The sequence below is a fragment of the Flexilinea flocculi genome, assembly GCF_001192795.1.
Lineage (GTDB): Bacteria > Chloroflexota > Anaerolineae > Anaerolineales > Anaerolineaceae > Flexilinea > Flexilinea flocculi.
The window spans coordinates 1,416,809-1,430,510 of the sequence record NZ_DF968181.1 but is presented as its reverse complement, the minus strand read 5'-3'; the positions used below and the strand labels follow the sequence as shown (position 1 = coordinate 1,430,510).

The window sequence follows — 13,702 nt, the reverse complement described above, 5'->3', positions numbered from 1 at the left end:
GATATCAATACCCAAAAAACCTATTTGAACCTTCGAAAAAAAGACAGAAAATTGTTGTTGAGATATTTTTTTGCGTCGAGTGTAAAAAAATCTCAACAATAATGAATTCTTCCCATATTTTTATATAGCTGTAAGCAGACTAAAACCAGTGTTTTTTTTGGAAAATCCAAATCGAAAGTATCGTCAATATGATGGTAATTAAAAGGATGAATGGAAGAGCCATTGGATGTTCAGATATATACGGCGGGAAATTGACATTCATTCCAAAAAATCCGGAAATGATGACAGGAATATTCATGATGATGGTCACTGAAGCCAACACTTTCATGACCACGTTTAAATTATTTGAAATCACAGAAGCAAATGCATCCATCAATGACGATAAGATTGAACTGGATATATTTGTCATGTCGATGGCCTGCGTATTTTCGGTTATGACATCTTCCAACAGATCTTCATCTTCTTCAAACCGTTTAAAAGAATTTAAACGGGAAAGCCTCACCAATGTCAACTCATTTTGTTTTAATGCCTGTGCAAAATAGACATAACTCTTTTGATATTTTAACAATGTCAGTAACTCAGTATTCTTCATCGATGCATACAATCGATCTTCAAGGACATCTACCACTTTATTGATGGTACGCACATCATCCAAAAATTTCGTGGTTGTTGTCATAAGCAGACGCAGCGCAAAACGATTACGTTTTGTGGTGGAGAGCTTTGCAACTTTTCCGCTGGAAAATTGTTGAATAATATCTGTCGGTTTGCTGCAAACCGTCACAATATATTTATCTGCAATAATAATGCCCAAAGGAATAGTAACATACGCAATATCCTCTTTTTCACCTTGATAATAGGGAACACGAACAACAATCAGCGTCGTCCCATCATCCTCTTCATCAATTCGAGACCGCTCATCAATATCCAATGAATATGTTAAAAAATCTCTGGGAATGCCTAAATTGCAAAGTAATTCTTTTTCTTCAGGGGTGGGGTTTATTGCATCGATCCAACAATTTGGAACAGCCTCTCCTAATTTCTCCAGAATGAATTCATTATTTTTGTAATATGAAAGCATCTGCCACCTCCTTATATGTAAAATAGATTTTATTCGCTTTTAGCCATCCTCTTATTTTACTCATCTGTTATCAAATCGGATAGACCGATATATCATTTTTTCATACACATTTTGGCTTTTCCTTTGAAAACCGGCAATTCAAAATTTAGGAAGACCTTGTTGTTGTGATGTTTTTGCGCAAAGCGCAAAAACATCACAACAACAAAGATTCTTTTCATATTTCGAATCGCTGCTGGTCATCACAGCTCATTTCTAAGTTATAATTAAAACATATTTGGGGATGCCCTGGTTTCGACGGGGGAGGCTGGTCCCGAATTGCGAGTCGAGAGGTGCCGATCTCGAAAAATCAGTACAAAAAATTAAGTGCCAATAATCGCACTTCCTACGCTGCAATGCCTCTCGCTGCATAAGCTTGACGGCTGAGCCGCTATGACCTTTTCAGGTCACGTTCACCTGCATCGTTTTCCTGACCGATCGCAGAGTGGGCGTCACAAAGTCAGGATGCTGTCCATGATTTCACGGCATGATACAAAAGAGGACTTTCGGGTCTGAGTGAATAATCTGAGGAGGTTTTGTTCTTTTTTCCTTCTTAAGATGAAATCAATAAACGAACTACACTCGTAGTATATTCGCGGGTCGATTCTTTCGGACGCGGGTTCGACTCCCGCCATCTCCACCATAAAAGTACCCAATGGATTATAAAATCCCAGAGGGTACTTTTTTATTTCACTTTTCCTAATCATATCCAACATTAAGGAAAAGTGAAATATAGGAACTCTACGGTATTCAAAACCAACAATCTATTTTCCCCAACACTTTGCATTAAAAGAGAAAATATATCGGAGATCTTAGCTTTTCTAGTGTAATAATTACGAGTCTGGAAGACCAGAAAATCAGGATTTTGAAATTGCACATCAAAGTTCAGGAAGAATTTCAAAAATAATTACCAAATTTAAATGTCGAGTCTATGTTCCTTTTAACGTTGATTCAAATAAAAAAATTCCGGGCTGTCAGTTTCTATATCTTAAAACAATTTTGTAATCTTGAATGCCTCTTTTCCCATGAGGGAAGTCCTTTCTGCTAATTAATTTGTCAGACTAAGTGCACCCTGTTTTTTATTTTTTTATCTTCCCTAGTTGCATTTACTATTTCAATTCAGGCTATTTTTTATTACAACAATTTATACTACAAACAACTTGTTATTACTACATTAATGTGATATTATAAAAGCAGGAAGGATGAAATCAATAGATGGGTTCGTTTACGGTGAGACAGGTAGCGGAAATGCCAAAAACCAATGAGGAAACAGTTCGACGTTGGATCAGGGCTGATAAGCTTATTGCTGAGAAAAATCGAGGAAAAATGGCAATATCGTATCTGAACAAGCGTTGATAGATTTTCTATGTGCGTCATATAGGTATATGAAATATACTAACGGCGCGACCTCATTAATTGCTAGTGCAGCTACAGCATCAGCTATCGTGCTTGGGAAGTTATTCGTTCAAAACTATGTTGACGAAAAGAATATAAAAAAAGCACAAATGTCTGAAGATCAGATCATCAAACTTCTTAAGGCTGACATTGTCTCGCGTGAAACGTCCATCAAATTAAAAAAAGAAACCGTTGATCAAATAACAAAGGAAATACAGGAGGAAGAACAACGAATTAGTGAGTCCCAACGAATAATTGCTGGGTTATCGTGTCAAGTCGAAGAAAACTTGATTCACTAAGAGTATCTGTAGTAGTTAATTGTTCGATTGGATAGAAAAAGAGGAGGCAGTAATGGGTTTACTTGATTCAGCTTTAGGTTTACTTGGTTCAATTATGGATGGTGGCTGCAACTGGCGTTGTGATGGATGTAATTCGTTGATGAATACTCAGCCTGGTTTCACAACGGAAAGTGGTGTTTGGACATGTTCTGAATGCGGGACACTAAACGATGTTTCAGAGAATAATATAATCCCCGAGGAGGGTAGTAAGGGATATGTATTTGAAAAAGAATATGAAGATGGAACAACAGAAAAAATTCGCTTTACAAAGACCAGAGAGGTTCATGATTTTGACGGAAAAAACGGGAAAGCAAGCATCTGGAGTAAGAGATAGGGTGCCCGATGAATAAGGTTGAGATCAATACGTTCATAGAAGAAATGGAAGCATTCGGAGACGTCTGGGAGCCAGCCGACGTTGAGAGAGTTTATAAGGGAATGACACTTGAGGAAGCGTTGAATAATCGAAGGCTCGAAATGTATACATTTGCGGATATTATTGGCAAAGTATATAACCGGAAATCTACATCAGAATAAAACATAATATAATTTTTTTTGTATTAGCAACACTATCCGCAGAGCATCACACTCTACGGGCTTTTTATTTGTAATAACGTTTATTCGACTTCTGTTGCAGAAGAGTCGCCCATCCAGTTGGTAGTCTTCATCTCGTTCACAGCGGCTTCTACTGCTCAACGGATGTAATCCAATTCAAGCGCGAAACTAATAATGCTACAGCCACCGCTGAACGTAGTCCTGAGCATAGATGAGTTTGACCTTATTGTCGCCTTTCTCAAACAGCTGCTCGGCAACCTCAACAGCGGACAGTGTTACCTTGGAGAGGAGCTCATAGACATCTGGGAAAACCTTCTCTTTCAGAAGAGTTAGTGCTTTCCGAATTATTGCTTCAAGCCAGCCCAGGAAGGTCACAACAAGGATCGGAACCAGATAATCCAGCACCTGTTGCAGAACGTTGGATAGGATCTCACCATCATCCAGACCACCGCTAACAACCACAGGAGCGTCCACCAATAGTGCACCGGCAACGGCACAAACCATCCCAACAATAAACATAAGAACAAAGAGCATGCATTTCTTCATAACATCGCCTTTTAAACAGTAATCCGCCAATCACTCAGCGGCTGCTTTCTCGAAAAGGTTTGTGCCGGATACATTATACTCGGACATAAACCCGTGTATTACTTTTGAGACTGGTCTCCATGGAACACACCATATTCAACGGCTTCCCCTTTGATTTTGAGCTCAAATCCAGAAAACTCGCTGCTGATCACATCCTCATAAGCATAAGATAGCTGTTTTCGGAAGTTTGCCCCATTTGGCGCAACCACAATCACAGAGTCTCCAACTGCGAACAACTCACGAGAGAAATAGTCATCCGACTCTTCCGAAATAAAAAATATCTCAGTCGGATCGAACATCTGGTTATTCAGATCGCGTACCTCGAAGTGCAGATGTACACCACTTGATTGTTTTTGATCGAGACAGTTGGAGGTTTGATCAATCCCTGATAAAAAAAAAATTTCAATCTAAATTATTAATTTCCGAGTGTTACACTTTCATGCTTCAATTCGTTACATTTTGCATTTGTAATAAAAATCGATCGTCTTAAAATTCTCTTTTCAATAGTAAAATTGAACCTGACCCCAAAATCCGTTTGGGGATAATTCTGATCAATAGGTGATCAATCAGGTCAAATTCCAATAAGGAGATCATGAAGATGATTCGATTCAACTGCGACTATGGAGAAGGCGCACATCCCAGAGTCCTGCAAAAATTGGCTGATACAAACTTTGAACAAACACCGGGATACGGGGAAGATGAATATTGTGCTCAGGCAGCTGAGCTCATTCGAAAAGAATGCAAAAGGGAAGATATTGCAGTCCATTTCATTGTTGGCGGTACACAAACAAATTTGATTGTCATCGCCGCTGCATTGCGCACACATCAGGGCGTCATCTCCGCAGCAAGCGGTCATATCAATATTCATGAAACGGGATCCATCGAGGCAACCGGACACAAAGTTATTTCACTGCCAGATGATGGCGGAAAAATTACAGCGCAGCAGATAGAAAAGTACTATCTGGATCACATTCATGATGAAAGCTTTGAACACATCGTTCAACCCAAAATGGTCTATATTTCCAATCCGACAGAATATGGAACTGTTTACAATCGAAACGAATTGGTTTCTATAAGCAATGTCTGCCGTCAATATGGTCTTTATCTCTATATGGATGGCGCTCGCATGGGATATGGGCTGTGTGCGGAAGGGAATGACCTTGATCTGCCATTCATCACCGAATGCTGCGATGTTTTTTACATCGGAGGCACGAAAGTCGGCGCACTCTTTGGAGAAGCGGTAGTTATAAAAAATGAGGAATTAAAGAAGGATTTCCGGTACATCATCAAACAGCGAGGAGCGATGCTGGCGAAAGGCAGATTGCTGGGTCTCCAGTTTCTTGCGCTCTTTGAGGATGGATTGTACTATGAAATCTCAGCGCATGCCGATCAGCTTGCGGAAAAGATCAAGAAAGCGTTTCTTGATGAAGGTTATTCACCATTATTTCCATCTTCGACGAATCAGCAATTTTTCATTCTGCCAAACAGCTTGTTAGGTAAACTGAAAGAGAAGTACAGTTTTGCGACCTGGGGTAAATTTGATGATACGCAAAGTATTGTTCGATTTTGTACAAGCTGGGCGACAAAAGAAGAATCCGTTTCAGATCTGGTCGCCGATATCCATGCCTATGCGCAGTAGTGTTTCCTCTTTTTTCGATCTTTTAGAACAAAAGGGTGCACTTCCTGAAATAGAAATTCATTAATACAATATCGATTAACAATGCTCCAAATTATTAAAACAGTCTGTAGCTCAAACAGACTGTTTTTTTCTGAGTTTGTGGTTTTTACTCCTTTGGAGCAGGTTGATTCAGATTTTTCAGGTTTTTCCAGCCTTTTAAATAAGGAGAGGAGTCTTCCTCGCCATATTCCGAATCATTAACTGAGGTTGATATCAGTACCTCGTCTGATTATAATCGTTGTAGATAAGATGAATCAAACATTACTTCCGCTTGCAGCTATTCGAAATATGGACAAGCTGTTCAAATAGAAATAGAAAACGCCACGGCAACAATTTATTTTTTCAAATTTTGAATTGCTATACTTCTTGACGCAGTATATGACGAAAATGTAACGCACGGATTTATTGATTGATTCTCAATAAATATTAATGTATTGGAGAAAATGATCATGAAAAAAATAACACGTATCTGGATTCTTTGCCTATGCATTATCCTTCTTTTCGTTTCCATACCAGTATCTGCACAGAGTAAAGAAGTTTCCATCCTGTTTACACATGATCTTCACTCCTATATCGATCCAAATGATCAAAATTCTGAATCAGTCGGTGGATTTGCCAGGATTAAAACGATTATTGATCAAAAAAAATCTGAAGATTTGAACACAATGGTTTTAGATGCAGGTGATTTTTCCATGGGCACCTTATATCAATCGGTATTTTCCCTCGAAGCCATTGAACTTCGATTATTAGGACTGATGGGATTCGATGCAACCACCTTAGGAAATCACGAATTCGATTATGGGAGTGATGGCTTATCAGATATGCTGTCAGCCGCCATTCAAAGCGGTGATCCTCTTCCCCGATTGGTAGAATCGAATATTGACTGGCAAAACTCAGAGGGTCAATATACGCAAAAGTTAAAAGAAACACTGGAGAAATTCGGATCTGTTGAGTATTTCGTACTCGAAAAAGGGAATGTAAAAGCTGCCATATTTGGATTGATGGGGGAATCGTCAGCCAGTTATGCTCCCACAAGTGGTCTGACTTTTTTTGATATTTCAGAATCAGCAAAAAAAATCATAGAAACAATCAAGAAGAACGAAGAAGGGATCGATATCATCATCGCCCTTTCACACAGCGGAACTGACATAGACAAAAAACGCTCCGAGGATGAAATCCTGGCAAAGAATGTTCCGGGAATCGATGTCATCATCAGCGGTCATTCACACACATACCTTGAAGAACCCATTGTCATTGGAGATACGTTGATCGTCTCAGCAGGGGAATATGGAAAAAAAATCGGAGAGCTCTCTCTGAAGCAAAATGATCAAGGCCGCTGGCAATTAGAGAACTATTCGCTCATTCCGATTAACGATTCCATACCGGAAGATCCTGAATTCGTTGAAATTATCGAAAATTTTAAAGACAAACGACAGGAATACCTGGATCTCTTTGGCTTTGACAGCTATGATCAGGTGCTTGCTAAAAATCCTATTACGTTCACAGATCAGATGTCCATGTTTTCCGAAAATTGGGAACAACCGTTGGGAAATCTGATCAGTGATGCGTATCGCTATATTGTCAAAGAAGCAGAAGGGGAAAATTATATCCCCGTCACTACAGCAATAGTGCCGCTGGGTGTAATTCGGACATCGCTGCCGGAGGGGGACATCACGGTAGAAGACGTATATTCAATGTTATCGTTAGGAAACGGTCCGGATCATATATCCGGTTATCCCTTAGTCTCGGTTTACCTGACTGGCGCTGAATTGAAATCTGTCGCGGAAATCGATGCGTCCGTATCTCCTTTAATGAATGTTGCGCGCTTGTATTGGAGCGGAATCTCCTCTCATTTTAACCCTAACCGGATGCTATTTAATCGAGTCGTAGAAGTAAAAATTGTCGATGATAGCGGGAATTATCAGGACCTGGAAGATGATCAGTTATATCGAATTGTAACCGGATTATATTCTGCAAGAATGCTCGGGGCTGTGGAAGCACAATCTTTCGGTTTACTGAAAGTGAAACCAAAAGATGCGGCGGGAAATCCGATTACAGACTTTGATCAATCCGTCTTGAAAGATCAGAATGGCAGAGAAATCAAGGAATGGTTTGCAGTTACACAATACCTTGCTTCTTTCGCAAAAGAAAATGGTATATCGGTTATACCGGATCGATACGCTGCTCAGGAGAACAGGAAAGTAGTTGATAGCAGTAAAAATATATTTGATCTTATCAAAAAGCCGAATAAGATATTCGTGATCGTAGTATTAATTCTGATCCTTTTAGTGGGCATAATCTATCTTCTGATTCGAATCCTGATGAAAGTTATCAAGAGGCTCAGAAGAACACGTTGATTCGTTTTTGCCGTCCGTGTGCAAATGAATTCCAAAGAAAGAAAACAGCCGATTTTTTTACAAATCGGCTGTCGTTTTTTTTTCGAACTTGTGAACAAATCAAAAAAAATTACATCATTTCTTTTAACGTATCCACTGCCTTTGCCAGCCAAGGATCCGGGATTTCTTCAATTGTTCCCTCATCACAAGCCTCTGAAATCTGCGGATTAATGGGCAATTTTCCTAAAATCGGAATATGATGTATTGCTGAAATTTCTTCAAGGTGACTGTTTCCGAACACCTGATGTTTTTCTCCGCAGTCCGGACATTGATAATAAGACATATTTTCCACCAGGCCAAGAATCGGAATTGCCATCATCTCTGCCATTTTTACAGCCTTGGAAACGATCATTGATACAAGTTCCTGAGGAGACGTCACAACGATAATTCCATCGACCGGAATCGATTGGAAAATAGTCAGCGGTACATCTCCCGTACCTGGCGGCATATCAATGAAGAGGTAATCAATATCTGTCCAGATCACTTCAGTCCAGAATTGTTTTACAGTACCGGCAATTATTGGCCCACGCCAAACAACCGGATCCGTTTCATTTTCCAATAACAGATTAATGGACATGATTTCAATTCCAGATTTCGACTGAACTGGTAAAATTCCCATCTCATTGGAGCCGGCTTTCATCGAAATTCCAAAAGATTTTGGAATGGAAGGACCGGTGATATCTCCATCCAGGATTCCGATCCGAAATCCCTGTCGTCTCATCTCCGATGCCAATAAGGACGTCACCAGTGTTTTCCCGACACCGCCTTTACCGCTGACAATTCCGATTACTTTTTTGATCCGACTTAAATCATGCGGTTTTTCTAAAAAATCATTTTTCGTCTTTCTTTCGGCACAGTTACTGCTGCAATGATTACAGTCGTGCCCGCAGCTTTCGCTCATGTATTTCATCCTTTATCGTTTTTTGTTCAATTATACTCAGCTCGATGATCAATTCGATGAAAAACAGCGATTTGAAATGTAAGGAGAATTAATAGACGTCCTTATTTTTTTGCATGAAGTATTCATTATTAAAACAATTTTTTTGTTAGTCGGAATGGGTAAATGCAAATTACAGAACAAAAACACGCTGATAATGGTTAACAAAAAAGCCGGCAACCTATATGGACCAGTCGCCGGCTAATTCCAGTTTCAATCGTTTTGCAAACGATTATGAGTTCGTTGGATGAAATGATCCAATGAAGATGAAGATTATATATCAGCTTTCCAAAGCCCGTGCAAATTACAATATTCGAAAACGGTTACAGGCTCATCATCTTTCAGGACAAATACAGCCTTGGGTTCATCCCCTGGTGATAAACGTTTGCGTTGCCCACCTTTCTTTGTCTGAAGATAGATCCATTGGATATAGTGTTCTAAAGCCATCGGATGAAGAACGCTGCCGACGGATACTTCGACTGTGTCCCCTGCGACTTTCACAACCGGTACATGTTTCTCCATCGCTCCGTCTGTCGTATTTGGGACGAGTTCTTGCATCGGTTCACCGCAGCATATCGTCGGTGTTCCGGAATCAAAAATCATTCCGATGATTTTTCCGCAATGTTTACAATAAAAGAATTTTTGCTCCATTGTGCAGTTTCTCTCCTTCTTTGCTTACAAATTTTTAACTTTCTCTGATTCAATTGTATCAGAAAAGTAATCTATTCATTAACATTGATCCAGTAATTCCTACGAAAAAAGAATTCAATTTTCATTATCAGATATATACATTTTTTCATCCGTTGTTCGAAATATGAAAAGAACTCATTGGTTACGCTTTTTTCCAAAAATCAATCCTGTCTGGTGTACCGCTCTAAAAATTCGGATTCACTCATCACAGGAATTCCGAGTTCAAGAGCTTTTGATTTCTTGGAACCAGGGTTTTCACCAGCCAGTACAAATGAAGTCTTCTGACTGACGCTTTCTGTCGATTTGCCGCCTTTTTGTCGGATAAATTCTTTAATTTCATCGCGGGAAAACCGTTCTAATGTTCCGGTAACAACAATAATTTTTCCCGCGAGCAGAGCATTTTCATCTTCATTACTGGCTTTATTTTCAACACTTTTTGGCCACACACCGGCATCTCTTAATTTCTGAATGATTTTTTGATTCGTTGGTTGATCAAACCAATCGGAAATTGCCTGCGCGATATTCGGTCCGATTCCTTCCAGCATGATGAAATCATGAAAATCAGCTTCCATCAATGCAGAAAGATCAGGAAAATGGGATGCCAGCATTTCAGCCACCACTTCGCCCACATCTCGAATACCTAATGCATTGATTAATCTGCCTAAAGATTGTTGTTTTGAGTTTTCGATTGCCTGAAGCAGGTTTTCAGCTTTCTTTTCGCCAAAACCTTCCAATGTGAGCAAATCCGCCTTTTGAAGTTGATAAAGGTCTGCAATGTCATTGATCAGATGGTTAGAAACGATCTGTTCAACAATTTTAATTCCCAAACCGTTAATATCCATCGCGCCACGCGATGCAAAATGCTCAATATTACGGATCAATTGTGCAGGACAGGCATTGTTGACGCAATAGACTGCAACTTCACCCGGCAGTTTTTCCACTTTCTGACCGCAAACCGGACATTGATCCGGAACCTCATAGACAAGTTCTTTTCCGGTCCGTATATCCACAATCGGACCGATCACGTACGGGATGACATCCCCAGCCCGTTTGATCATTACACGGTCTCCAATTCGAATGTCTTTTTCCCGAATAAAATCGAAATTATGCAGCGTAGCCTGTTTGACAACCACACCGCCGCATTGAACTGGTTCAAAAATGGCATAGGGAGTTAATACACCTGTCCGTCCGATATTGATCCCAATATTTTCTAATGTTGTCGTTACTTCCATCGCGGGAAATTTCAGAGCAAGCGCTCCTCTTGGATCTTTTCCGACAAAACCTAATTCAGCGGCAATCTGCAGATCGTTAATTTTGATGACAACGCCGTCAATATCATAATCCAGCTTTTGCCGCGTTTCTTTCCAGGGAGCTAACCGCTGGAGCATTTGATTTGCATTTTCACAGTATACGCAAGCAGGACTGACAGGGAAGCCCAACTCATTTAGATATTCTAATAACTCCCATTGTGTTTTTGGAATTTCACCTCCACTGTATGATAGCACCTGATAGGTGTAGATACGCAGCGGACGTGATGCAGTAATCTCGGGATTCAATTGCCTTAAGGAACCGGCTGCTGTATTACGAGGATTCAGCCATGTTTTTTCACCTTTTTTTTCCAATTCAGCATTCAGTTCCTCAAAATCCGAATTAAACATAAACACTTCACCGCGTACTACGAGCGTTTCGGGGACCTTGATTTGCTGGTTCTTAATGGGAATTTTCAGCGGTATGGAACGAATCGTACGGATATTTGGAGTAATATCTTCACCGGTGATTCCATCTCCCCGCGTCGCTCCTTGAACCAGAATTCCGTTTTGATAGGTTAATACCACGGTTAAACCATCAATTTTTGGCTCAAGTACAAAATCCGCGTATTTTATTCTTTCATCCAGTTTGGTAATCCGGTCAAGCCAGGATTTCACATCGGCTTCCGAAAATGCATTCGCCAGACTTAAAACCGGTGCAGCATGTGTGACTTTACCAAATTTTTCCAACACAAAACTTCCGACTCGTTGTGTCGGTGATTCGCTGCTGATCCAATCGGGATGGGCTTCTTCAATCCTTCGGAGTTCCTGTAGTAATCTGTCAAATTCTCCATCACTGATGATCGGTTGATCCAGTACATGATATTGATAATTATGTTGATTGATTTCCCGAATTAATTCAACGTACTTTGTTTTTAATGAATCCTCTTCCATATTTTTCTCGTATTAATCATTGACTCTTGAATTTTGTGAACACGATCCTGAAGGGAGTTGTGTCTATTGAAAAAAATCGCCTGTTTCTTAAAATTTCGACTGGTTTTATGAATAATAAGAAAAAGTATTTCACAATGAATCATTCAGAGATTCGAAATTTGGAAAAGCCTTTTAAGAAAAAAGAGCGGTTCTGATGTTGTATTGTTATTGCGCGAAGCGTAACAACAATACAACATTAATTATTCCTCCTCATATTTCGAATTGCTGGATTCGAAATGTCGGCCATTATTTTCATTATATAATAGATAATGAGAGTCAATCGAAATTATTCTGAATTTTCCTCCAGTGAGGTTTTTCAACAAAGGAAATGAAATGGCACAAAAATCAATCGGTTATGTACAGATGGTTTGGACTTGTCCTAATTGTGGCACAAAAAATCCGGGAGCTCGCCGCTCATGTAAAAATTGCGGCGCATCTATGCCCAATGACGTAAAATTTGAGGTCCCGATCAAAGAAGAACTTATTCAGGATCTAAAAGCAATTGAAGAGGCAAAAGCTGGCCCGGATATATATTGTGCATATTGTGGAAATCGTAATCCGGGAAATGCGAAAACTTGCAGCAATTGCGGTGCGGCGCTTTCCGAGGGCAAGGCAAGAGAAGCAGGAGATAAATTTGCAGCCCAGGAAGCGCCTGTTACGGATACAATCCGCTGCGAAGTTTGCGGCACAGAAAATCCAATGAATCTACTGGCTTGCACTTCCTGTGGCTCTCCTTTAAAAACCTCATACGTACCCCCTTCGAATAATGTCCCGACAGCAACAGGACAAAGCGGAAGAAAAGGATTCCTCGGTTCCGGCGGCTGTCTGATTGCCGGAATCATTCTGCTGATATTGGGCTTTGCTGCTATTTATTTTGCATTCCTGAAGACAGATCAGACAACCGCTGTGGTAACAAATACAGAATGGAAGACACAGATTGAAATTCTCGGTCTGGTCAATAAGACAGCAGAAGACTGGTATGATGAAATCCCATCGAATAGCACGATTGAGAATTGCTCAAAAGAGATCCGAGAAAAATCCGAAAGTTATGTCCCCGGGTCTGTGGAAGAATGCGGTCAACCATATCTGGTTGATCGTGGAAATGGATACAGCGAAAAAGTACAGGATTGTTTTTATATCATATATGATGACAAATGCACGTACACATATCTTGATTGGGGTGTTATCAGTGTAAAAACTGCGACTGGACAAGACAGCAATCCAAGGATGCCATTGTTAAGTCTTGGATCCAACCAAAAAAAGGGGGCTGAGCAGGTATCTTATACAGTATCATTCCAGGATGATACAGGAAAAAATTACGTGTACAATCCGGCAACGATTGATGAATATCAAACATTTAACCTTGATGATGTCTATGCAATTGAAGTCAACGGGATTGGAAATATTGTCAGTTTGGAGAAAAAATGAAAATTATTGCTTATATCCTTGCCGTTATCAGTTTGTTTTTTGGAGTACTTTTCATCTGGGGCGCATTCGGTCAACCGTTTGATGGAAGCGCATTAATCATTGGTATCATCATGATCATTATCGGAATTGCCATTCTGGCAGTCACCAATCGCAGTAAAAAATCCGGAGAAAAACATGTTACCTATCAAGTGGATCTTCCTGGTGAAGTAAAAATGACGAATCAGAATTGCAGGCAATGCGGCGGCGCGATCAATCCAGCCGATTTTAAAATCGTCAATGGCACGCCGACTGTCATCTGCCCCTATTGTGGAGCTTCTTATTCAGTAACAGAAGAACCAAAATGGTAATT

At 40.1% G+C, this 13,702-nt stretch carries 13 protein-coding genes and 1 other RNA gene; 8 read left to right on the top strand and 6 right to left on the bottom strand.

Annotated elements, in window-relative coordinates; translation table 11 throughout:
* Nucleotides 1–139: 139 nt before the first annotated feature.
* Nucleotides 140–1,078, bottom strand: a complete 939-nt coding sequence (locus ATC1_RS10835) for a magnesium transporter CorA family protein (RefSeq protein ID WP_062281796.1) — start codon at nt 1,076–1,078, stop codon at nt 140–142.
* Nucleotides 1,079–1,354: 276 nt separating this feature from the next.
* On the opposite strand from ATC1_RS10835, the gene ssrA reads away from it, so the two are divergent.
* The 4 genes from ssrA to ATC1_RS10815 all read left to right on the top strand — a co-directional run bounded on the left by ssrA (nt 1,355) and on the right by ATC1_RS10815 (nt 3,381).
* Nucleotides 1,355–1,757: a transfer-messenger RNA gene (ssrA, locus tag ATC1_RS10830) on the top strand.
* A gap of 742 nt (nt 1,758–2,499) precedes the next feature.
* Nucleotides 2,500–2,808: a hypothetical protein gene (locus ATC1_RS10825; RefSeq protein ID WP_152024293.1), complete on the top strand. Its 309-nt coding sequence runs from the start codon at nt 2,500–2,502 to the stop codon at nt 2,806–2,808.
* A 52-nt stretch (nt 2,809–2,860) separates the two neighbouring features.
* The gene (locus tag ATC1_RS10820; RefSeq protein ID WP_062281790.1) at nt 2,861–3,181 is read left to right on the top strand and encodes a hypothetical protein; all 321 of its coding nucleotides are present in this window, start codon (nt 2,861–2,863) and stop codon (nt 3,179–3,181) included.
* Nucleotides 3,182–3,189: 8 nt separating this feature from the next.
* The gene (locus ATC1_RS10815; RefSeq protein WP_062281787.1) at nt 3,190–3,381 is read left to right on the top strand and encodes a hypothetical protein; all 192 of its coding nucleotides are present in this window, start codon (nt 3,190–3,192) and stop codon (nt 3,379–3,381) included.
* A 195-nt stretch (nt 3,382–3,576) separates the two neighbouring features.
* On the opposite strand, the gene ATC1_RS10810 is transcribed toward ATC1_RS10815, so the two are convergent.
* Both ATC1_RS10810 and ATC1_RS10805 read right to left on the bottom strand, forming a co-directional pair.
* On the bottom strand, nt 3,577–3,945 hold the full coding sequence (locus tag ATC1_RS10810; protein ID WP_152024292.1) for a hypothetical protein: 369 nt from the start codon (nt 3,943–3,945) through the stop codon (nt 3,577–3,579).
* Between the two features lie 98 nt (nt 3,946–4,043).
* Nucleotides 4,044–4,283 carry a hypothetical protein gene (locus ATC1_RS10805; RefSeq protein WP_062281779.1) on the bottom strand — a complete coding sequence of 80 codons (240 nt, stop codon included), beginning with the start codon at nt 4,281–4,283 and terminating at the stop codon, nt 4,044–4,046.
* A 299-nt stretch (nt 4,284–4,582) separates the two neighbouring features.
* Here ATC1_RS10805 and ATC1_RS10800 point away from each other — a divergent pair, with 299 nt between their 5' ends.
* Both ATC1_RS10800 and ATC1_RS10795 read left to right on the top strand, forming a co-directional pair.
* Entirely contained in the window at nt 4,583–5,623 is a 1,041-nt protein-coding gene (locus ATC1_RS10800) for a threonine aldolase family protein (RefSeq protein WP_062281776.1), read from the top strand.
* Between the two features lie 488 nt (nt 5,624–6,111).
* Complete coding sequence (locus ATC1_RS10795) at nt 6,112–8,019, top strand: bifunctional metallophosphatase/5'-nucleotidase (RefSeq protein ID WP_172667769.1); 1,908 nt, start codon at nt 6,112–6,114, stop codon at nt 8,017–8,019.
* A gap of 109 nt (nt 8,020–8,128) precedes the next feature.
* On the opposite strand, the gene ATC1_RS10790 is transcribed toward ATC1_RS10795, so the two are convergent.
* The 3 genes from ATC1_RS10790 to ligA all read right to left on the bottom strand — a co-directional run bounded on the left by ATC1_RS10790 (nt 8,129) and on the right by ligA (nt 11,886).
* Entirely contained in the window at nt 8,129–8,959 is an 831-nt protein-coding gene (locus ATC1_RS10790; RefSeq protein WP_062281770.1) for an Mrp/NBP35 family ATP-binding protein, read from the bottom strand.
* 309 nt (nt 8,960–9,268) lie between these two features.
* The gene (locus tag ATC1_RS10785; RefSeq protein ID WP_062281766.1) at nt 9,269–9,646 is read right to left on the bottom strand and encodes a desulfoferrodoxin family protein; all 378 of its coding nucleotides are present in this window, start codon (nt 9,644–9,646) and stop codon (nt 9,269–9,271) included.
* 200 nt (nt 9,647–9,846) lie between these two features.
* Nucleotides 9,847–11,886 carry an NAD-dependent DNA ligase LigA gene (gene ligA, locus ATC1_RS10780; protein WP_062281763.1) on the bottom strand — a complete coding sequence of 680 codons (2,040 nt, stop codon included), beginning with the start codon at nt 11,884–11,886 and terminating at the stop codon, nt 9,847–9,849.
* Between the two features lie 372 nt (nt 11,887–12,258).
* Here ligA and ATC1_RS10775 point away from each other — a divergent pair, with 372 nt between their 5' ends.
* Nucleotides 12,259–13,353, top strand: coding sequence for a zinc ribbon domain-containing protein (locus tag ATC1_RS10775; protein ID WP_062281760.1), 1,095 nt, complete (start codon nt 12,259–12,261; stop codon nt 13,351–13,353).
* Nucleotides 13,350–13,700 (top strand): hypothetical protein, encoded by a 351-nt coding sequence (locus ATC1_RS10770; RefSeq protein WP_062281757.1) that lies wholly within the window; start codon nt 13,350–13,352, stop codon nt 13,698–13,700. The genes ATC1_RS10775 and ATC1_RS10770 overlap by 4 nt, the downstream gene beginning before the upstream one ends.
* Nucleotides 13,701–13,702: the final 2 nt, after the last annotated feature.